An 18,540-nucleotide genomic window follows, 5' to 3' on the forward strand; every position below is an offset into this window, starting at 1 on the left:
GGGCGGCCGTCGTGCGTGCGGAGCATGTCAGACTGACCACGCCATGGATCCCGATCGTCCCGACCCCGCCGGGTCCCCGTCCCGGCGGCGCCTGCTGCTCCTGTTCGCCCTCGTCGCGCTCGCGGCCTACGTCGCGGACCAGCTCAGCAAGTGGTGGGCGGTCGAGCGCCTCCAGGGGCGCCCCGACATCGCCGTCGTCGGCGACGTGCTGCAGCTGCACTTCGTGCGCAACCCCGGTGCGGCCTTCTCCACCGGCCGGGGCCTGACCCCCGTCATCACCTGCGTGGCGATCGTCGCGACCGTCGTCGTGCTCGTCGTCGCGCGCCGCATCGGCACCCGGCTCTGGGCGATCGCGCTGGGCCTGCTGCTCGCCGGCATCACCGGCAACCTCACCGACCGGCTGCTGCGCGAGCCGGGGCCCTTCCGCGGTCACGTCATCGACATGATCCAGCTGCCGAACTGGCCGGTGTTCAACATCGCCGACATCGCGATCAACGTCGCCGCCGGGCTCATCGTGCTCCAGGCGCTGCGCGGGATCCGCCTCGACGGCACCCGCGACGGCGACGAGTCACCGGCTCCCGAAGGACCCGAGGGGCCCGAGGAGCCCGGGCCGGCCGTCGCGACCCCCACCACGGAGCCGGGAGGCACCCCATGAGCGAGTACCGCTGTCTGCCCGTCCCCGACGGCCTGGCGGGCGAGCGCGTCGACGCCGGCCTGGCCCGGATGTTCGGCCTGTCCCGCACCCGCGCCGCCGACCTGATCGGCGCCGGCCACGTGCTGCTCGACGGTGCGGCGGTGGCCAAGAGCGACCGCCTCGTGCCGGGGGCGGAGCTGGAGGTCACGATCCCGCACGAGCCCGACCCGCTCGCGGTCGTGCCCGAGATCGTCGAGGGCATCGGGATCATCCACGACGACGACGCCATCGTCGTGATCGACAAGCCCGTCGGCGTCGCCGTGCACCCCTCGCCGGGCTGGAGCGGCCCCACCGTCGTGGGCCATCTCGCGGGGGCCGGCTTCCGCATCGCCACCAGCGGGGCCTCCGAGCGCCAGGGCATCGTGCAGCGACTCGACGTCGGCACCTCCGGGGTGATGGTGATCTGCAAGTCCGAGCACGCCTACTCGGTGCTGAAGAACGCCTTCCGGCACCGCACGGTCGACAAGACCTACCACGCCCTCGTGCAGGGTCACCCCGACCCGCTGGAGGGCACCATCGACGCCCCGATCGCCCGGCACCCGGCCCACGACCACAAGTTCGCGGTGCTCGACGGCGGGCGGCCCAGCGTCACCCACTACGAGACCCTCGAGGCGCACCGCTTCGCGAGCCTGCTCGAGGTGCACCTCGAGACCGGTCGCACCCACCAGATCCGCGTCCACATGTCGGCCCTCAAGCACCCCTGCGTCGGTGACCTCACCTACGGCGCCGATCCCACCCTGGCCAAGCGGGTGGGCCTGACCCGGCAGTGGTTGCACGCGGTCAAGCTCGGCTTCCAGCACCCGGAGTCGGGGGAGTACGTCGAGTTCGAGTCCGCCTACCCCGACGACCTCGCGGCCGCGCTGGAGGTCATCCGCGATGCCGTCTGAGGCGGTGCGCGACCTCGTGCTGCGCCCCGGTACCGAGTCCGACGCGCCCGCCCTGGCCCGGCTGCAGCGCCGGGCCCGCGCCACCGCCCCGATGCCCGAGGGCATCCACCCTCCCGCCGACGTCGAGCGGTTCCTCGCCGCCCGGCTCGCCCACCGTGAGGGTCGCGACGAGGTCTGGGTGGCGCAGACCCCCGACGGCCCGACCCCGACGGGCTACGCCCGCTTCACCCCCACCTGGCTCGACGACCTCTACGTCGACCCCGCCCACCAGGGCCAGGGGATCGGCTCGGCCCTGCTCGGCCTGGTGTGTTCCCGCCTGCCCGGGGGCTTCGCGCTGTGGGTCTTCGAGACCAACACCCCGGCCCGCCGTTTCTACGCCCGCCACGGCCTGCGCGAGGTCGAGGCCACCGACGGGCGTGACAACGAGGAGCAGGAGCCCGACGTGCGGATGGAGTGGCGCAGGGAGTGGCGTCCCGCCCCGCCCTGAGGCCCTTCTCCGGTCAGGAGTGTCGGTGGCCGGTGGCACCATCCTCACCGGTGTCCCCGCGCGCCGACGCGGCCCCCGCTCGCGTAGTCTGACCCGTCCCGCCACTCGCCCCGCACCCCGTCCGATCGCCTGTCCCGCCAAGGAGACGAACCGCCCCGATGTCGACCGGCAGCACCGACTCCTTCGTCCACCTGCACGTCCACACCGAGTACTCGATGCTCGACGGAGCCTCGCTGCTCGACGGCCTGTTCAGCCGCGTCAGCGACCTCGGCATGCCCGCGGTCGCGATGACCGACCACGGCAACCTCCACGGTGCCTTCGACTTCTGGTCCAAGGCCCGCAAGCACGGCGTCAAGCCGATCATCGGCATCGAGGCCTACCTCACCCCCGGCACCCACCGCTCGGAGCGCCGTCGGGTGCGCTGGGGCAAGGGCGATGCGGCCGAGGAGGGCGGCGACGACGTCGCCGGCGGCGGCGCCTACACCCACATGACGATGTGGGCCGAGAGCACCGAGGGCATGCACAACCTGTTCCGGCTGTCCTCGCGGGCCAGCCTCGAGGGCTACTACTTCAAGCCCCGCATGGACAAGGAGATCCTGGCCGAGCACAGCAAGGGCCTGATCGTCAGCACCGGCTGCCCGAGCGGTGCCATCCAGACCCGGTTGCGGCTGGGGCAGTGGGACGAGGCCGTGCGCGAGGCCGGCGAGCTGCAGGACATGTTCGGCCGCGAGAACGTCTTCCTCGAGCTGATGGACCACGGCATCTCGATCGAGAAGCGGGTGCGCGACGACCTGCTCAAGCTGGGCCGCGAGCTCAACCTCCCGCCGCTGGCCACCAACGACTCCCACTACAACAACCCCGAGGACGCCGACGCCCACGACGCCCTGATCTGCGTCGCCTCCGGCAAGCGGCTCTCCGACACCAACCGGCTCAAGTTCGACGGCGGCGGCTACTACCTCAAGTCCGCCGCCGAGATGCGCGAGCTGTGGGCCGACCGGTTCGGCCTGCCCGAGGCGTGCGACAACACCCTGGCGATCGCCGAGCGCTGCGAGGTCGAGTTCACCGAGTCCACCGGCGGCTACATGGCCCGGGCGCAGATCCCGGCGGGGGAGACCGAGGAGAGCTGGTTCCGCACCGAGGTGTGGCGCGGCATCGAGTCCCGCTACCCCGGCGAGCGGCTCACCCAGGAGGTCAAGGACCGCGTCGAGATGGAGCTCGCGGTCATCTCCACCAAGGGCTACTGCGGGTACTTCCTCGTGGTCGCCGACTTCATCCAGTGGGCCAAGGCCCAGGGCATCCGGGTCGGTCCGGGCCGTGGCTCGGGCGCCGGCTCCATCGCGGCGTACGCGCTGCGCATCACCGACCTGTGCCCGTTGGAGCACGGGCTGTTCTTCGAGCGCTTCCTCAACCCCGAGCGCCCCTCGATGCCCGACTTCGACATCGACTTCGACGACCAGCGGCGCGGCGAGGTGATCGCCTACGTCACCGAGAAGTACGGCTCCGAGCGGGTCGCCCAGATCGCGACCTTCGGCCGTCTCAAGGCCAAGGCCGCCATCAAGGACGCCGCCCGCGTGCTCGACCACGGCTTCGCGATCTCGGACCGCATCACCAAGGCGCTGCCGGCCGACGTCATGGGCAAGGGCGTGCCGCTCAAGGAGCTGTTCAACCCCGACCACAAGCGCTACGGCGAGGGCGGGGAGTTCCGGGCCCTGCACGACTCCGACCACGACGTGCGCACGATCTACCAGACCGCGCTGGGCCTCGAGGGCCAGATCCGCAACTGGGGCGTGCACGCCGCCGGCGTCATCATGTCCAGCGAGCCGCTGATCGACATCGTGCCGATCATGGCCCGCCCGCAGGACGGTGCGGTCATCACCCAGTTCGACTACCCCATGTGCGAGGCGCTGGGGCTGGTCAAGATGGACTTCCTGGGCCTGTCCAACCTCCACATCATCGACGACGCGATCGCCAACATCGAGGCCAACCGGGGCGAGAAGGTGGTGCTCGAGGAGCTGCCCTTCGACGACCGGGCCACCTACGAGCTGATGGGTCGCGGCGACACGCTGGGCGTCTTCCAGCTCGACGGCGGCGGCATGCGGTCGCTGCTGCGCTCCATGCAGCCCGACCAGTTCGCCGACATCACCGCCGTCTCGGCGCTGTACCGGCCCGGCCCGATGGGTGCGGACTCCCACAACAAGTACGCCCGCCGCAAGAACGGCCGGGAGCCGATCGAGCCGATCCACCCCGCCCTGGCGGAGGCGCTCGAGCCGGTGCTGGGGGAGACCTACGGCCTGATCGTCTACCAGGAGCAGGTGATGGCCATCGCCCAGGTGCTGGCCGGCTTCACCCTGGGGGCCGCCGACAACCTGCGCCGCGCGATGGGCAAGAAGAAGAAGGAGGAGCTGGACAAGCAGTACGCCGGCTTCCAGGCGGGCATGCTCGAGCGCGGCTACCCCCAGCAGGCGATCGACACGCTGTGGGAGATCCTGCTGCCCTTCTCCGACTACGCCTTCAACAAGTCGCACTCCGCCGCCTACGGCGTCATCACGTACTGGACCGCCTACCTCAAGGCCAACTACCCCACCGAGTACATGGCGGCGCTGCTCACCTCGGTGCGCGACGACAAGGACAAGTCGGCGATCTACCTCAACGAGTGCCGCAAGATGAAGATCCAGGTGCTGCCGCCGGACGTGAACTCCTCGGCCGCCAACTTCACCCCGGTCGGCACCGACATCCGCTTCGGTCTCACCGCGATCCGCAACGTCGGTGCCAACGTCGTGGACCAGATCGTCGCGGCGCGGGAGGAGAAGGGCCGCTTCGCCGACTTCGACGACTTCATGTCCAAGGTGCCGGCCGTGGTCTGCAACAAGCGGGTCATCGAATCGCTCATCAAGGCCGGTGCGTTCGACGAGATGAACCTCCGGCGCCGCGCGCTGCTCGCGGTGCACGAGACCGCCGTCGACCAGTACGTCGACATCAAGCGCAACGAGGCCATCGGCCAGGACTCGCTGTTCGCGGGCCTGGACGACTCCGGCGACTCCGGCTTCGGGGTGAGCGTCACCATCCCCGACCTCGACGAGTGGGACAAGATGACCCTGCTCAGCCACGAGCGCGACATGCTCGGCCTCTACGTCTCCGACCACCCGCTGCTCGGCCTGGAGCACGTGCTCTCGCAGGGCACCGACTGCACCATCGGCCAGCTGATGCTCGACGAGGACCGGCCGCACGGGTCCACGCTGACGGTCAGCGGGCTCATCACCGCCGTGAACCGTCGCATCACCAAGCGGGGCGACGCCTGGGCCACGATCACCCTGGAGGACCTCGACGGTGGGATCGAGGTGCTGCTGTTCCCCAGCTCCTACCAGCTCGCGGCCCCCTACCTGCAGGAGGACGCGATCGTGCGGGTCAAGGGCACCCTCTCGCGCGACAAGGACCAGCCCGAGCTGCGCGGGCAGGAGGTCACCGTCCCCGACCTCACCGAGACCGGCGCCGGGCCGGTGACCATCAGCCTGCCCTCCACCCGGTGCACCGGCCCGGTGATCGAGCAGCTGCGCGACGTGCTCGGCACCCACCCGGGCGTCACGGAGGTCCGGCTACGGTTGGTCACGCGGGAGTCCATCAAGGTGCTCCGGCTCGACGACCGGCTGCGGGTCACGCCGACCCCGGCTCTGTTCGCCGACCTCAAGCAACTGTTGGGACCAGGATGTCTGACCGGGTGAGCGCCCCGCGGCGCGGTGTCGCGGCCGTGGTGGGGCTGGCCGTGCTCGACGTCCTCGGCGTCCTGCTGGTGGCCGTGCTGATCGGTCTCGGGGTCGCCCGGATCTGGCTCGCGTGGTGGACGCCCCCGCCCGGCGGCGTGCAGCAGGGCACCTGGCTCTTCGAGGACTACGCCGCCATCGGCGACGTCTTCGACGGCGTGGGCACCTACGTCCTGCTCGGCCTCGGCGGGGGAGCGGTGCTCGGCCTCGTCGCCGCCCTGCTCGCCCGCCGTTCCCCGATCCTCACCCTGGTCGCCGTGGCCGCCGGTGCCGTCCTCGCCGGCGAGGTGTGCCGGCGCTCCGGGCTGGCCCTCTCCCCGCCGAACCCCCGGCTCTTCGCCGGGGCCCTGCCCGACGGCACCGACCTCCCCGACACGCTGCGCCTGCCGTTCGGCAGCCCCGTGATCGCCTGGCCGGTCGGCGCCCTCGCCGGGTTGGCCGCGGTCTACCTGCTGCGGCCCTTCACCCGCGCCGACCGCGACCGCCTGGAGCGGGAGCGCCAGGAGTGGCAGCAGGGCGCGGCCCAGCAGTTCGCCCGGACGGCCCAGGCGTGGCCGCCACCGCCCCTCCCCCCGACCCCGGGGTCCTGAGCGGATCAGGATGGCATGTTCCGGCGCCGGTGGGGCAGGCTGACGCCCACGCGCCGTGCGTCACCCGTCCGGGTGGGGCCGACGCCGTCGTCCCTGCACCCGCACCCTGAGGTGATCCCCGTGTCCGTCATGCCGCCCCCGCCCCCGCCGCCGTCCGGGTTCCCGCCCCCGCCGCCGGGACCGCCGCCGATGGGTCCGCCCGACCTGCTCGGCCCGGGCTCCCCGGCGCCGCGCCGGCGCCGCGGCACGCGCACGATCGTCCTCGGCAGCGTCGGCGCGCTGGTGCTCGCCGGCCTCGGTGTCGGTGGGGTGTTCGCCTGGCGCGCGTTCAGCAACGCCGGCCCGCAGCCGGCCGAGGCGCTGCCCGCCTCCACCGTGGCCTACGTCAGCCTCGACCTCGACCCCAGCGGGAAGCAGAAGCTCGCGGCGCTCGACACCCTGGGCAAGTTCCCCGGGCTGCGGGAGGACCTCGGGCTGGACTCCGACTCCGACCTGCGCCAGGCCGCGTTCGAGGCCGCCCAGAGCGCCGGGCTGTGCCCCGACCTCGACTTCGCCGACGACGTCGAGCCGTGGCTCGGCGACCGGTTCGGTGTCGCCGCCATCGCCGACGTGCCCGGTGCGACGACCGACTTCCCGACCATCGCCGCCGTCGTGCAGGTCGACGACGCCGAGGCCGCGGCCACGGCGCTGGACGACCTCACCGACTGCAGCGGTGGCGGCGGCTACGCCATCAGCGACGGGTGGGCGGTGATCGCCGAGAACGAGCAGCTGGCCACCGCCGTCGTCGACGAGGCGGCCGACGCCCCGCTCGCCGACTCCGAGGACTTCCGGGGCACCACCGACGCCGCCGGCGACCCCGGCATCCTCAACATCTACGTCGGCCCCGGCCTCGGCGACCTCGTCGCCCAGGCCGGCGACCTGATCGACTCCTTCGCCGCGCTGGCGTGCGCGGGGCAGTCCTTCGCCTCCGCCGACCCCGCCACGGACCCCTTCGGCAGCGACGTCACCGCCGACGCCACGCAGGTCTGCCCCGACGGTCAGGCGGCGGTCGACGGCCTCACCTCCGCCCTCGACAGCTTCGGCGGCCTGGCCGTCGCGCTGCGCTTCGAGGACGGCGGCATCGAGCTCGAGACGGCCAGCCGCTCCGGCGAGGGCGGCACCGACCCCGCCTCGGTGTACGGCGACCGGGCCCGCGAGTACGCGGGTGACCTGCCCAGCGACACCGCACTCGCGCTCGGTCTCTCCCTGACCGACGGCTGGGCCCAGTCGCTCCTCGACGCCACCGGCGGTGCCGGCGGGCAGTTCTCCCTCGACGCGCTGCTCCCGCAGCTCGAGGGGCTCACCGGGCTGTCCCTGCCCGAGGACGCCGAGACCCTGCTGGGCGACGGCGGCGCCGCCGGGATCGGATCCGACGCCGCAGCGCTCGACAGCGGCGAACCGCCCGTCGGCGCGGTGATCCGCGGTGACGCCGAGGCCATCACCGGTGTGCTCGACCGGCTGCTCGCCACCACCGGCGTCGACGACCTCACGGTCGAGTCCGACGGCGACCAGGTGGTGCTCGGCGCCCAGGGCGACTGGGTGGCCTCGCTGCGCGAGGGGGGCGACCTCGCCGGCAGCGACGCCTTCGACGACGTCGTCGTCGACGAGGACCTCGGGGCGCTGATCTTCGTCGACTTCAACGCCGGGGACTGGATCCAGGACGCGGCGGAGGGCGAGGAGCAGGCGCTGGACATCCTCACCAAGCTCAGCGCCTTCGGGCTCAGCGCGTGGAGCGAGGACGGGACGGGTCACGTGGTCGCGAAGGTCACCTTCGACGACTGAGCCGACACCGGCCCGACCACCTCACGTGCGGGCGATCGGGGCCACCACGGCCCCGGTCGCCCGCACGAGGTCGTCCGGGGCGAGCTCGAGGTCGAGGCCGCGGCGTCCGCCCGAGACCAGCACGGTCGGGTGGTCGCCGGCACTGGAGTCGACCACGACCGGGACCCGGGTGCGGTGTCCCACCGGGGAGATCCCGCCCACGACGTAGCCGGTGGCGCGCTCGGCGTCGGCGGGGAGGGCCATCTCGGCGCGCCGCCCGCCGCAGGCGCGGGCGAGCGACTTCAGGTCCAGCGTCGTGCTCACCGGCACCACCGCGATCCGCAGGGCGCCGTCGACCCGCGCCACCAGGGTCTTGAAGACCCGCGCCGGTGCGACGCCCAGGGCCTGGGCCGCCTCGAGGCCGTAGGACTCCGCCCGGGGGTCGTGGTCGTAGGCGCGCAGCGTGAAGGCGATCCCGGCCGCGCTCAGCGCGACCGTCGCCGGGGTGCCGCCGGCCCCGGGCCGGTCCTTCTTCGCCACCGCGGCGTGCTAGTTGGGCGACCAGCGGGTGCGGGCGATCTCGCTGGCCGGCAGCGAGGGCAGCGCCTGCATGGCACGCAGCTCGCTGCGCAGCAGGCTCGTGACCAGCTGCAGCCGCGAGGCGACGCCGTCGGCCTCCAGCAGCTTCTGCCGGTCGTGCAGCGGCAGCGGCGCGCAGGACGCGAGGGTCCAGGAGAGGTAGCCGGGGTCGCGGGGGAGGCGCCCGTCGTAGGCCTCCAGGCCCACCGAGGCGAGCGCCCCGCAGTAGCGCTCGAACGTGCGTCGGGCGGCGTCCTCGACCTCCGGCGGCACGACCTCCACGGGCCCCTCGTGGTCGCCGAGGACGTCGACCAGCCCCACGGGGTGGTCACCGGAGCTGTCGAGCTCGTGCAGGCGCAGCCGGTCGCGCCCCACCGCCTCGATCGAGTAGGTGCCGTCGCGGTGCTGCTCGACGTCGGTGAGCTGCAGCAGGCACCCCACGCGGTACAACGACTGCCGGCCGCGCTCGCCGACCTCGTAGCCCTCGCGGATGGCCACGGTGCCGAAGAGCCGACGGGTCGGGTCGGGCTCGCGCAGCAGGTACGCCACCAGGGCCCGGTAGCGGTCCTCGAAGACGCGCAGCGGCACCGGGAGGCCGGGGTAGACCACCGAGTTGAGCGGGAACATCGGCAACCGTTCGCTCACCCCCCGAATCTAGCCCGGCACCCCACGCAGCAGCCTCACCCGCGATCACGGTGTGGGACCGGTCACAGTCCGGTGTCCCGGCCGCTGGGTCACGGTGAAAAGGGGGTGCGGCGCCCACCTAGACTCAGGCCCATGATCCGCCGCATCGACCTCCGCGGCGCCACGGTCGACGACTACCGCACCGTGGTGCCCCGTGCCGACTTCGACGTCGAGGCGGCCGTGCCGGCGGTCCACGCCATCCTCGAGGCCGTGCGCACGCGCGGCGTCGAGGCCATCCGGGAGTTCAACGCCCGCTTCGACCGGGTCGACACCCCGCAGCTGCGGGTGCCTGCCGCGGCCCTGGCCGACGCCCTGGAGCAGCTCGACCCGGCGATCCGCGCCGCCCTGGAGGAGTCGATCCGCCGGCTGCGGATGACGTGCGAGGCCGAGCTCGAGGGCGACGTCGTCACCGACGTCGCCGCCGGCGCGCGGGTGGTCCACCGCAAGGTGCCGATGAACCGGGTCGGTCTCTACGTGCCCGGCGGCCTCGCGCCCCTGGTGTCCAGCGTGGTCATGAACGTCGTGCCGGCGCAGACCGCGGGCGTGCCCGCCATCGCGCTCGCCAGCCCGCCGCAGGCGGAGTTCGGCGGCCTGCCGCACCCCACGATCCTCGCGGCCTGCGCGCTGCTCGGCGTCGACGAGGTCTACGCCGTGGGCGGGGCCCAGGCGGTCGGCATGTTCGCCTACGGGGCGGGGGAGTGCGCCAAGGTCGACCTGATCACGGGTCCCGGCAACATCTACGTCGCCACCGCCAAACGCCTCGTGCGCGGCCAGGTCGGCATCGACTCCGAGGCCGGGCCCACCGAGATCGCGATCCTCGCCGACGACACCGCCACCCCCGCGTTCGTCGCCGCCGACCTGCTGAGCCAGGCCGAGCACGACCCGATGGCCGGTGCGGTGCTGGTCACCACCTCGGTCACGCTCGCCGACGACGTCGAGGCCGAGCTGGAGAAGCAGGTGGCGGCCACCCGCCACGTCGAGCGGGTGCGCACCGCCCTGGGCGGTCCGCAGTCGGGCATCGTGCTGGTCGACGACCTCGAGCAGGGGGTGCGCGCGGTCGACGCCTACGCCGCCGAGCACCTGGAGATCCAGACCCGCGACGCCGCCGACTGGGCCGCGAAGGTGTCGAACGCCGGGGCGATCTTCCTGGGCTCCCACACCCCGGTGAGCCTGGGCGACTACTGCGCCGGCTCCAACCACGTGCTGCCCACCGGCGGCTGCGCCTGCCACTCCTCCGGGCTCTCGGTGCGGGCGTTCCTGCGCTCCCAGCACGTCGTGGACTACAGCGCCGCCGCGCTGGCCGAGGTCGCCGACCACGTCGTCACCCTCGCCGAGGCCGAGGACCTGCCCGGCCACGGTGCGGCGGTGCGGGTGCGGTTCGAGTCATGACCTTCCCGCCGCTGCGCGAGGAGCTGCGCGGCATCGAGCCCTACGGCGCGCCCCAGCTCGACGTCCCGGTGCAGCTCAACGTCAACGAGAACCCCTACGGGCCCTCGGCCGCCTGCATCGCCGACATCGCCGAGGCCGTGGCGCAGGCCGCCGCCGACCTCAACCGCTACCCCGACCGCGAGTTCACCGAGCTGCGCACCGCCCTGGCGGCCTACCTCAGCCGCGACGCCGCGTTCGCCGTCGACCCCGCCCGGGTGTGGGCCGCCAACGGCTCCAACGAGGTCATGCTGCAGCTGCTGCAGGCCTTCGGCGGTCCCGGCCGCACGGCGCTGAGCTTCGCCCCGACCTACTCGATGTACCCCGAGTACGCCCGGGACACCCACACCCGCTGGGTGGCCGGACGGCGGGCCGAGGACTTCGCCCTCGACGTCGAGCAGGCCGTCGCGCTGGTCGCCGCCGAGCGTCCCTCGGTGGTCCTGCTGCCCTCGCCCAACAACCCCACCGGCACGGCGCTGCCGCAGTCCACCGTGGTCGCCCTGTGCGAGGCCGTCGGCGACGACGGCCTCGTGGTGGTCGACGAGGCCTACGGCGAGTTCCGCCGCAGCGGCACGCCGTCGGCGTTGGCGCTGCTGCCCGAGCACCGCAACCTCGTGGTCACCCGCACCATGAGCAAGGCCTTCGCCGGTGCCGGGCTGCGGCTGGGCTACCTCGCCGCCGACCCGGCCATCACCGCCGCGATCCGCGTGGTCCGGCTGCCCTACCACCTCTCCGCGCTCACCCAGGCCGCGGCGCTGGCGGCGCTGCGCCACGCCGAGGACCTGCTGGGCAAGGTCGACCTGCTGCGCGCCGAACGCGACGCCCTGGTCGCCTGGCTGCGGGACCAGGGCCTGCAGGCGGCCGACTCCGACGCCAACTTCGTGCTCTGCGGCACCTTCAGCGACCGTCGTGCGGTGTGGGAGGGTCTGCTCGGTCAGGGCGTCCTGGTGCGCGAGACCGGTCCCGAGGGCTGGTTGCGCGTCTCGGTGGGCACCCCGGCCGAGATGGCGGCGTTCCGCGACGCCCTGGTGCACGTGATGGACAGTGAGAACATCCGGGTCGGCGACCCGGTCGAGCAGGAGACGGCATGAGCCAGCCCACCCCCCGGCGGTACGCCCGCCTGGAGCGCACCACCAGCGAGTCCACCGTGCTGGTCGAGGTCGACCTCGACGGCACCGGGCGCCACGACATCAGCACCGGGGTCGGCTTCTACGACCACATGCTCACCGCCCTGGCCCGGCACGCGCTGCTCGACCTCACCGTGACGACCACCGGCGACCTCCACATCGACGGCCACCACAGCATCGAGGACACCGCCATCGTGCTCGGCCAGGCGCTGCGCCAGGCCCTGGGCGACAAGGTCGGCATCCGCCGCTTCGGCGACGCCACCGTGCCCTTGGACGAGGCGCTGGTCCAGGCCGTCGTCGACGTCTCGGGTCGGCCCTACTGCGTGCACACCGGCGAGCCCGAGGGCCAGCAGTACGTGCAGCTCGGCGGCACCACTCCGGCGTTCCTCGGCTCCCTGACCCGGCACGTCTTCGAGACCATCGCCTTCCACGCCCACATCGCGCTGCACGTGCGGGTGCTGGCCGGTCGCGAGCCCCACCACATCGTCGAGACCCAGTTCAAGGCCTTCGCCCGCGCCTTCCGCGACGCCGTGGCCTACGACCCGCGCGAGACCGGCATCCCGAGCACCAAGGGCGCGCTCTGAGCACGGAGCGCCCGCGCGTCGTCGTCCTCGACTACGGGTCGGGCAACCTGCGCTCGGCCGTGCGCGCCGTCGAGCGGGCCGGCGCCGAGGTGGAGCTCACGGGCGACTTCGAGACCGCCCTGGCCGCCGACGGCCTGGTGGTGCCGGGCGTGGGCGCGTACGCCGCCTGCATGGCCGGGCTGCGTGCCATCAAGGGCGACCGGCTCATCGGACGCCGGCTCGCGGGCGGCCGCCCGGTGCTCGGCATCTGCGTGGGCATGCAGATCCTCTTCGCCCGCGGTGTCGAGCACGGCGTCGAGACCGCGGGCTGCGACGAGTGGCCCGGTGTCGTGGAGCGGCTGCAGGCCCCGGTGGTGCCCCACATGGGCTGGAACACCGTCGAGGCGCCCGCCGACAGCCGCCTGTTCGCGGGCCTGGGCACCGAGCGGTTCTACTTCGTGCACTCCTACGGCGTGCGCTCCTGGGAGCTGGTCACCAACGGCCGCACCACCGCCCCCCTGGTTACCTGGGCCGAGCACGGCGGCGACCGCTTCGTCGCCGCGGTCGAGAACGGCCCGCTGACCGCCACCCAGTTCCACCCCGAGAAGTCCGGCGACGCCGGCGCCGCCCTGCTCCGCAACTGGATCGGAACCCTGACATGACCGGCACCACCCCGTACCTGCAGCTGCTGCCCGCCGTCGACATCACCGAGGGCCGGGCGGTGCAGCTCACCCAGGGGGTGGCCGGCTCCGAGCGCGAGTACGGCGACCCCGTGCAGGCCGCGCTGCGCTGGCAGAACGACGGCGCCGAGTGGCTGCACCTGGTCGACCTCGACGCCGCCTTCGGCCGCGGCACCAACCGCGAGGTGCAGGCCGAGATCGTGGGCCGCCTCGACATCGACGTCGAGATGAGCGGCGGCATCCGCGACGACGAGTCGCTGGCCGCGGCGCTGGCCACCGGCTGCCGGCGGGTCAACATCGGCACCGCGGCGCTCGAGCAGCCCGAGTGGTGCGCGAAGGTGATCGCCGAGCACGGCGACCGCATCGCCATCGGCCTCGACGTGCGCGGCCGCACCCTCGCGGCCCGCGGGTGGACCCGCGACGGCGGCGACCTCTACGAGACCCTGGCCCGCCTCGACTCCGAGGGCTGCGCGCGCTACGTCGTCACCGACGTCAACAAGGACGGCATGCTGCAGGGCCCGAACCTGGACCTGCTGCGCGACGTCGCCGCGGTGACCGACGCGCCCCTCATCGCCTCCGGCGGCGTCACGACCCTCGACGACCTGCGGGCGCTGATGGAGCTGGTGCCCCTCGGCGTCGAGGGGGCGATCGCGGGGACGGCGCTCTACGAGGGCCGCTTCACCCTCGTCGACGCCCTCGCGCTGACCAAGGGCGCGGCCGGCGGCGGGACGCCGGGATGAGCCTGGCCGTCCGCGTCATCCCGTGCCTCGACGTCGACGGCGGGCGGGTGGTCAAGGGCATCAACTTCCTGGACCTGCGCGACGCCGGCGATCCCGTCGAGCTCGCCCGCACCTACGACGCCGAGGGTGCGGACGAGCTGACGTTCCTCGACATCTCGGCCTCCCACGAGGGCCGCGCCACCACGATGGAGATCGTCTCGCGCTGCGCGGAGGAGGTCTTCATCCCCCTCACGGTCGGGGGCGGCATCGGCAGCGTCGAGGACGTCGACGCCCTGCTGCGGGCCGGCGCGGACAAGATCGCGGTCAACACCGCCGCGCTGCGCCGCCCCGAGCTGATCGCCGAGATCGCCGACCGCTTCGGCAACCAGGTGCTGGTGCTCTCGGTCGACGCCCGCCGTGCGCCCGGCACGGACTCCGGCTTCGAGGTCACCACCCACGGCGGACGTCGCTCCGCCGGCGTCGACGCCATCGCCTGGGCGGCCCGGGCCGCCGAGCTCGGCGCCGGGGAGATCCTGCTCAACGCGATGGACGCCGACGGCACCCAGGACGGGTTCGACCTCGACCTGCTCCGCGCGGTGCGCGCCGAGGTCTCGGTGCCCGTGATCGCCTCCGGCGGCGCCGGCGCGGTCGACCACTTCGCCCCGGCGGTCGAGGCCGGCGCCGACGCCGTCCTGGCCGCCACGGTCTTCCACTTCGGCACCCTGCGGGTGCGCGAGGTCAAGGACGCGCTCGCCGCCTCCGGCCACCCGGTCCGCTGAGGGTGGTTGACGGGGGCAACCGAGGGAATAGGGAGCCTCGGGCCCGGGGTTGATCCCGGTGCCCGCCCGCCCCCGCGCACCCGCTGAGCCCCAGGAGCCGACTGCATGAGTACCGCCCCCGCCCGTGGCACGACCGTGGCGGGGTTCCGGATCCTGGGGGAGGGCATCCGGGCCGAGCCGCGGGTGTTCGCGGTCTCGGTGGTCGGGGCGGTGCTCTTCGGAGGGCTGACGGTCGCCGACGCCTGGGCGCTGGGCTGGGCCACCGAGCACGGCATCACCCCGGCCCTGCGCGACGGTGAGATCGGCACGGGCGTGCTGGTGGCGATCGCCGCGCTGTTCGTCGGGATCGCGCTGCTGCGCGCCCTGGGCGTCATCGCCCGGCGCGTGGGGGCGGGGGTGATGCAGTACCGCCTGCAGGCGCAGGGACGCCGCGCGGTCACTCGTCGCTACCTCGCCCTGCCGATGTCGTGGCACCAGCGCCACCCCACCGGCCAGCTGCTCTCCACCGCCAACTCCGACGTCGAGGCCACCTGGGGCCCGATCGCCCCGATGCCCATGGCGCTGGGCACGCTGGCGATGATGGTCATCGCGGTCGGCCAGATGCTGGCCGCCGACGTCGTGCTGGCCCTGGTGGGCCTGCTGGTGTTCCCGGCGGTCATCACCGCCAACCTCGCCTTCCAGCGCCGCTCGCAGGGCTGGGCCATGCGCGCCCAGCAGCTGCGGGCCGAGCTCAGCGAGGTGGCCCACGAGTCCTTCGAGGGCGCGCAGGTCGTCAAGACCCTGGGCCGCGAGCCCGAGGAGACGGCCCGGTTCGGCGCCGTCGCCCACGAGCTGCGTGAGGCCAACATCCGTCTCGGGCTGCTGCGCGCCGTCTTCGACCCGCTCATGTCCGGCCTGCCGACCCTCGGGGTGCTGCTCGTGCTGCTGGTCGGCGTCGGCCGGGTCGAGGCGGGTGCCACCAGCCCCGCCGACCTCGTCACCGTCTGCTACCTGCTCACCGTGGTGGCCTTCCCGATCCGGTCGCTGGGCTGGGTGCTGGGGGAGTTCCCCCGCTCGGTGGTGGGCCACGGCCGGGTCGCGGAGGTGCTCGCCGCCACCGGCGAGATGGCCTTCGGTACCCGGCGGCTCCCCACCCCCGTCCGGGGCGACGCCGGCGCGACGCTGGAGCTGCGCGGCGTCGACTACGCCTATCCCGGGGCCGACACGCGGGTGCTGCGCGGCATCGACCTCACCGTCGCTCCTGGCCGCACCGTCGCCGTCGTCGGCGCCACGGCGTCGGGCAAGAGCACGCTCACCACCCTGCTCAGTCGCCTCGTCGACCCCGACGCCGGGCAGGTGCTGCTCGACGGTGTGGACCTGCGCGACCTCGCCCCGGGCGAGCTGGCCCGCGCGGTGGCGGTCGTGCCCCAGACGGCGTTCATCTTCGACGACACCGTGCGCGGCAACGTCACCCTCGGCCTCGACGTGGCCGACGACGACGTCTGGTGGGCGCTGCGCACCGCCCAGGTCGACGACGTCGTCGCCGCGCTGGACGGCGGGCTCGACGCCCGGCTGGGCGAGCGCGGCGCGTCGTTGTCGGGCGGGCAGCGGCAACGGCTGGCCCTGGCCAGGGCGCTGGTGCGCCGGCCCCGGCTGCTGGTGCTCGACGACGCCACCAGCGCGGTGGACCCCGAGGTCGAGGCCCGCATCCTGGCCGGACTCCGCGCGCAGGTCGACACCACGCTGGTGGTCGTGGCCTACCGCAAGGCCACCATCGGCCTGGCCGACGAGGTGGTGCACCTGGCCGACGGCGTCGTGCGCGAGCGCGGCACCCACGCCGACCTGGTGCGGCGCAGCGAGAGCTACGCCCGCCTCGTCAACGCATACGAGGACGCCCGCGACGACGCTCGGGAGGAGGTGCGCGCATGAGCACCGTCGACACCGGTGCCGACCTCGGCGGCTGGCAGACCCTGCGCCGGGGCCTGGTGCTCTCGCCCGAGCTCACCGACGGGATCCGGGTCACCGCGCTGTGCGCCGTCGTCGCCTCGCTGGGCCAGGTGCTGACCCCGATCGCGATCCAGCAGACCCTCGACCGCGGCCTGGGCGCCGAGACCGGCGCGGGGGTGGACGTCTCCTTCACCGTGCTCATGGCCGTCGCGGCGTTCGTGGGACTGCTGATCACCTCCGCGGCGTCCTACCTGATGACCGCCCGGCTGTTCCGCGCCGCCGAGCGCGGGCTGGCGACCCTGCGCATCAAAGCCTTCCGCCACCTGCACGAGCTGCCGCTGCTCACCCAGCAGACCGAGCGTCGCGGCGCCCTGGTCTCGCGCGTCACCAGCGATGTCGACCAGGTGAGCCAGTTCCTCGTCTTCGGCGGGCTGGTGTTCGTGGTGAGCATCGGCCAGATGCTCGTCGGCACGCTGGTGATGCTGTGGTACTCGTGGGAGCTGACGATCGTGGTGTGGGTCTGCTTCGCCCCGCTGTTCTGGAGCATCCGGTTCTTCCAGCGCCGCCTCTCCCGCTCCTACGGCCGGGTGCGCGCCCGGGTGGGGCAGATGCTCTCGGCGATCTCCGAGCCGGTCGTCGGCGCGAGCGTCGTGCGCTCCTACGGCGTGCAGGAGCGCACCCAGGAGCGGATCGACGCCTCGATCGCCTCCCACCAGCAGGCGGCCACCAAGGCCCTGACCTTCAGCGTCGTGTCGTTCTCGATCGGCGGGGTCACCGCGGGCGTCGCCAACGCGGCGGTGCTCGTGATCGGCATCCTGCTCGGCATCGCGGGCCGCCTCAGCGCCGGCGAGATCGTGGCGTTCATGTTCCTGGTCACGCTGTTCGTCAGCCCGGTGCAGATCGCCACCCAGGTGCTCAACGACGCCCAGAACGCCTTCGCGGGCTGGCGTCGGGTGATCGGGATCCTCTCCACCCCGGCCGACCTGGTCGACCCCGGCGACGACGGTGTCGCGCTCGGCGTCTCGGCCACGGGCGGCCTGGACGTGGAGTTCGACGCCGTCGGCTTCGCCTACCCCGGCGGCCCACCGGTGCTCCACGACGTCGCGCTGCGGCTGCCGGCCGGAGCCCGCGTCGCGGTCGTGGGCGGCACCGGGTCGGGGAAGTCGACCCTGGCCAAGCTGCTCACCCGGCTGATGGACCCCGACACCGGTGCGGTGCGCGTCGGTGGCGTCGACCTGCGCACGGTCCGGGAGTCCTCGCTGCGCCGCAGCGTGGTGCTCGTGCCCCAGGAGGGGTTCCTCTTCGACGACACCCTGCGCGCCAACGTGCGCTACGGCGACCTCGGCGCCGACGACGCGCGCATCACCACCGCCGCCGAGGAGCTCGGGCTCGGCGACTGGCTGGCGGGACTGCCCGCCGGTCTGGACACGCGGGTCGGTCAGCGCGGCGAGTCGCTCTCGGCGGGGGAGCGGCAGCTGGTCGCCCTGCTGCGGGCCCACCTCGCCGATCCCGACCTGCTCGTGCTCGACGAGGCCACCAGCGCCGTCGACCCCCGGCTGGAGGTGCGCATCGCCGCCGCCCTGGAGCGACTCACCGCCGGTCGCACCAGCGTGACGATCGCCCACCGGCTCTCCACCGCCGAGGCAGCCGACGAGGTCGTGGTCATGGACGCCGGGCGCGTGGTGCAGCGCGGTCCGCACGCCGCCCTGGTCACCGACCCGGACGGCGTCTACGCCGCGCTGTACGCCTCGTGGGTCGCCCAGCGGGACCGGCCGTCGGGCGAGTCCCCGGCGCCGGGGATACTGGCCCGGTGAGCGAGACCCTCCGCACCCCGGTGGCGCC

The 18,540-nt window shown here is 73.5% G+C and carries 16 protein-coding genes; 14 read left to right on the forward strand and 2 right to left on the reverse strand.

Annotation, left to right across the window (positions count from 1 at the left end; genetic code table 11):
* The first annotated feature begins 43 nt into the window (after nt 1–43).
* The 6 genes from lspA (at nt 44) to ACERUJ_RS05700 (ending at nt 8,237) form a co-directional block, all read left to right on the forward strand.
* Nucleotides 44–655 (forward strand): signal peptidase II, encoded by a 612-nt coding sequence (gene lspA, locus ACERUJ_RS05675; protein WP_370247499.1) that lies wholly within the window; start codon nt 44–46, stop codon nt 653–655.
* On the forward strand, nt 652–1,581 hold the full coding sequence (locus ACERUJ_RS05680) for an RluA family pseudouridine synthase (protein WP_370247500.1): 930 nt from the start codon (nt 652–654) through the stop codon (nt 1,579–1,581). Before lspA ends, ACERUJ_RS05680 begins: the two co-directional genes overlap by 4 nt.
* Nucleotides 1,571–2,068: an N-acetyltransferase family protein gene (locus ACERUJ_RS05685; RefSeq protein ID WP_370247501.1), complete on the forward strand. Its 498-nt coding sequence runs from the start codon at nt 1,571–1,573 to the stop codon at nt 2,066–2,068. Before ACERUJ_RS05680 ends, ACERUJ_RS05685 begins: the two co-directional genes overlap by 11 nt.
* Nucleotides 2,069–2,226: 158 nt before the next feature.
* Entirely contained in the window at nt 2,227–5,787 is a 3,561-nt protein-coding gene (gene dnaE / locus ACERUJ_RS05690) for a DNA polymerase III subunit alpha (RefSeq protein ID WP_370247503.1), read from the forward strand.
* A complete protein-coding gene (locus ACERUJ_RS05695; RefSeq protein WP_370247504.1) occupies nt 5,784–6,416 on the forward strand; it encodes a hypothetical protein in 633 nt (210 codons plus the stop codon). The genes dnaE and ACERUJ_RS05695 overlap by 4 nt, the downstream gene beginning before the upstream one ends.
* A 189-nt stretch (nt 6,417–6,605) precedes the next feature.
* Entirely contained in the window at nt 6,606–8,237 is a 1,632-nt protein-coding gene (locus ACERUJ_RS05700) for a DUF3352 domain-containing protein (RefSeq protein WP_370247505.1), read from the forward strand.
* Between the two features lie 21 nt (nt 8,238–8,258).
* Here the strand turns inward: ACERUJ_RS05700 and ybaK are convergent, their stop codons facing one another.
* On the reverse strand, nt 8,259–8,756 hold the full coding sequence (ybaK, locus tag ACERUJ_RS05705; RefSeq protein ID WP_370247506.1) for a Cys-tRNA(Pro) deacylase: 498 nt from the start codon (nt 8,754–8,756) through the stop codon (nt 8,259–8,261).
* 9 nt (nt 8,757–8,765) lie between these two features.
* Entirely contained in the window at nt 8,766–9,440 is a 675-nt protein-coding gene (locus ACERUJ_RS05710) for an LON peptidase substrate-binding domain-containing protein (RefSeq protein ID WP_370247508.1), read from the reverse strand.
* 132 nt (nt 9,441–9,572) lie between these two features.
* Between ACERUJ_RS05710 and hisD the strand changes: the two genes are divergently transcribed.
* From hisD to ACERUJ_RS05750, 8 genes are all read left to right on the forward strand, one after another.
* A complete protein-coding gene (hisD, locus tag ACERUJ_RS05715; protein ID WP_370247509.1) occupies nt 9,573–10,868 on the forward strand; it encodes a histidinol dehydrogenase in 1,296 nt (431 codons plus the stop codon).
* Nucleotides 10,865–11,995 (forward strand): histidinol-phosphate transaminase, encoded by a 1,131-nt coding sequence (locus ACERUJ_RS05720; RefSeq protein WP_370247510.1) that lies wholly within the window; start codon nt 10,865–10,867, stop codon nt 11,993–11,995. The genes hisD and ACERUJ_RS05720 overlap by 4 nt, the downstream gene beginning before the upstream one ends.
* Entirely contained in the window at nt 11,992–12,615 is a 624-nt protein-coding gene (gene hisB, locus ACERUJ_RS05725; protein WP_370247511.1) for an imidazoleglycerol-phosphate dehydratase HisB, read from the forward strand. Before ACERUJ_RS05720 ends, hisB begins: the two co-directional genes overlap by 4 nt.
* A complete protein-coding gene (gene hisH / locus ACERUJ_RS05730; RefSeq protein ID WP_370247536.1) occupies nt 12,612–13,256 on the forward strand; it encodes an imidazole glycerol phosphate synthase subunit HisH in 645 nt (214 codons plus the stop codon). Before hisB ends, hisH begins: the two co-directional genes overlap by 4 nt.
* Complete coding sequence (priA, locus tag ACERUJ_RS05735; protein ID WP_370247512.1) at nt 13,253–14,014, forward strand: bifunctional 1-(5-phosphoribosyl)-5-((5-phosphoribosylamino)methylideneamino)imidazole-4-carboxamide isomerase/phosphoribosylanthranilate isomerase PriA; 762 nt, start codon at nt 13,253–13,255, stop codon at nt 14,012–14,014. The genes hisH and priA overlap by 4 nt, the downstream gene beginning before the upstream one ends.
* Nucleotides 14,011–14,772 (forward strand): imidazole glycerol phosphate synthase subunit HisF, encoded by a 762-nt coding sequence (gene hisF / locus ACERUJ_RS05740; protein ID WP_370247513.1) that lies wholly within the window; start codon nt 14,011–14,013, stop codon nt 14,770–14,772. The genes priA and hisF overlap by 4 nt, the downstream gene beginning before the upstream one ends.
* 105 nt (nt 14,773–14,877) lie before the next feature.
* Complete coding sequence (locus ACERUJ_RS05745; protein WP_370247514.1) at nt 14,878–16,680, forward strand: ABC transporter ATP-binding protein; 1,803 nt, start codon at nt 14,878–14,880, stop codon at nt 16,678–16,680.
* Nucleotides 16,677–18,512, forward strand: a complete 1,836-nt coding sequence (locus ACERUJ_RS05750; protein ID WP_370247515.1) for an ABC transporter ATP-binding protein — start codon at nt 16,677–16,679, stop codon at nt 18,510–18,512. Before ACERUJ_RS05745 ends, ACERUJ_RS05750 begins: the two co-directional genes overlap by 4 nt.
* The last annotated feature ends 28 nt before the right edge of the window (nt 18,513–18,540 follow it).

It is taken from the genome of Nocardioides sp. (assembly GCF_964228225.1).
Taxonomy (GTDB): Bacteria; Actinomycetota; Actinomycetes; order Propionibacteriales; family Nocardioidaceae; genus Nocardioides.

Coding starts and splice junctions, on each gene's coding strand:
- ACERUJ_RS05700 (WP_370247505.1), top strand. CDS start 6,606: ATGGGTCCGCCCGACCTGCTCGGCCCGGGCTCCCCGGCGCCGCGCCGG.
- lspA (WP_370247499.1), top strand. CDS start 44: ATGGATCCCGATCGTCCCGACCCCGCCGGGTCCCCGTCCCGGCGGCGC.
- ACERUJ_RS05680 (WP_370247500.1), top strand. CDS start 652: ATGAGCGAGTACCGCTGTCTGCCCGTCCCCGACGGCCTGGCGGGCGAG.
- ACERUJ_RS05745 (WP_370247514.1), top strand. CDS start 14,878: ATGAGTACCGCCCCCGCCCGTGGCACGACCGTGGCGGGGTTCCGGATC.
- hisB (WP_370247511.1), top strand. CDS start 11,992: ATGAGCCAGCCCACCCCCCGGCGGTACGCCCGCCTGGAGCGCACCACC.
- ACERUJ_RS05720 (WP_370247510.1), top strand. CDS start 10,865: ATGACCTTCCCGCCGCTGCGCGAGGAGCTGCGCGGCATCGAGCCCTAC.
- ACERUJ_RS05750 (WP_370247515.1), top strand. CDS start 16,677: ATGAGCACCGTCGACACCGGTGCCGACCTCGGCGGCTGGCAGACCCTG.
- dnaE (WP_370247503.1), top strand. CDS start 2,227: ATGTCGACCGGCAGCACCGACTCCTTCGTCCACCTGCACGTCCACACC.
- priA (WP_370247512.1), top strand. CDS start 13,253: ATGACCGGCACCACCCCGTACCTGCAGCTGCTGCCCGCCGTCGACATC.
- ACERUJ_RS05685 (WP_370247501.1), top strand. CDS start 1,571: ATGCCGTCTGAGGCGGTGCGCGACCTCGTGCTGCGCCCCGGTACCGAG.
- hisF (WP_370247513.1), top strand. CDS start 14,011: ATGAGCCTGGCCGTCCGCGTCATCCCGTGCCTCGACGTCGACGGCGGG.
- hisD (WP_370247509.1), top strand. CDS start 9,573: ATGATCCGCCGCATCGACCTCCGCGGCGCCACGGTCGACGACTACCGC.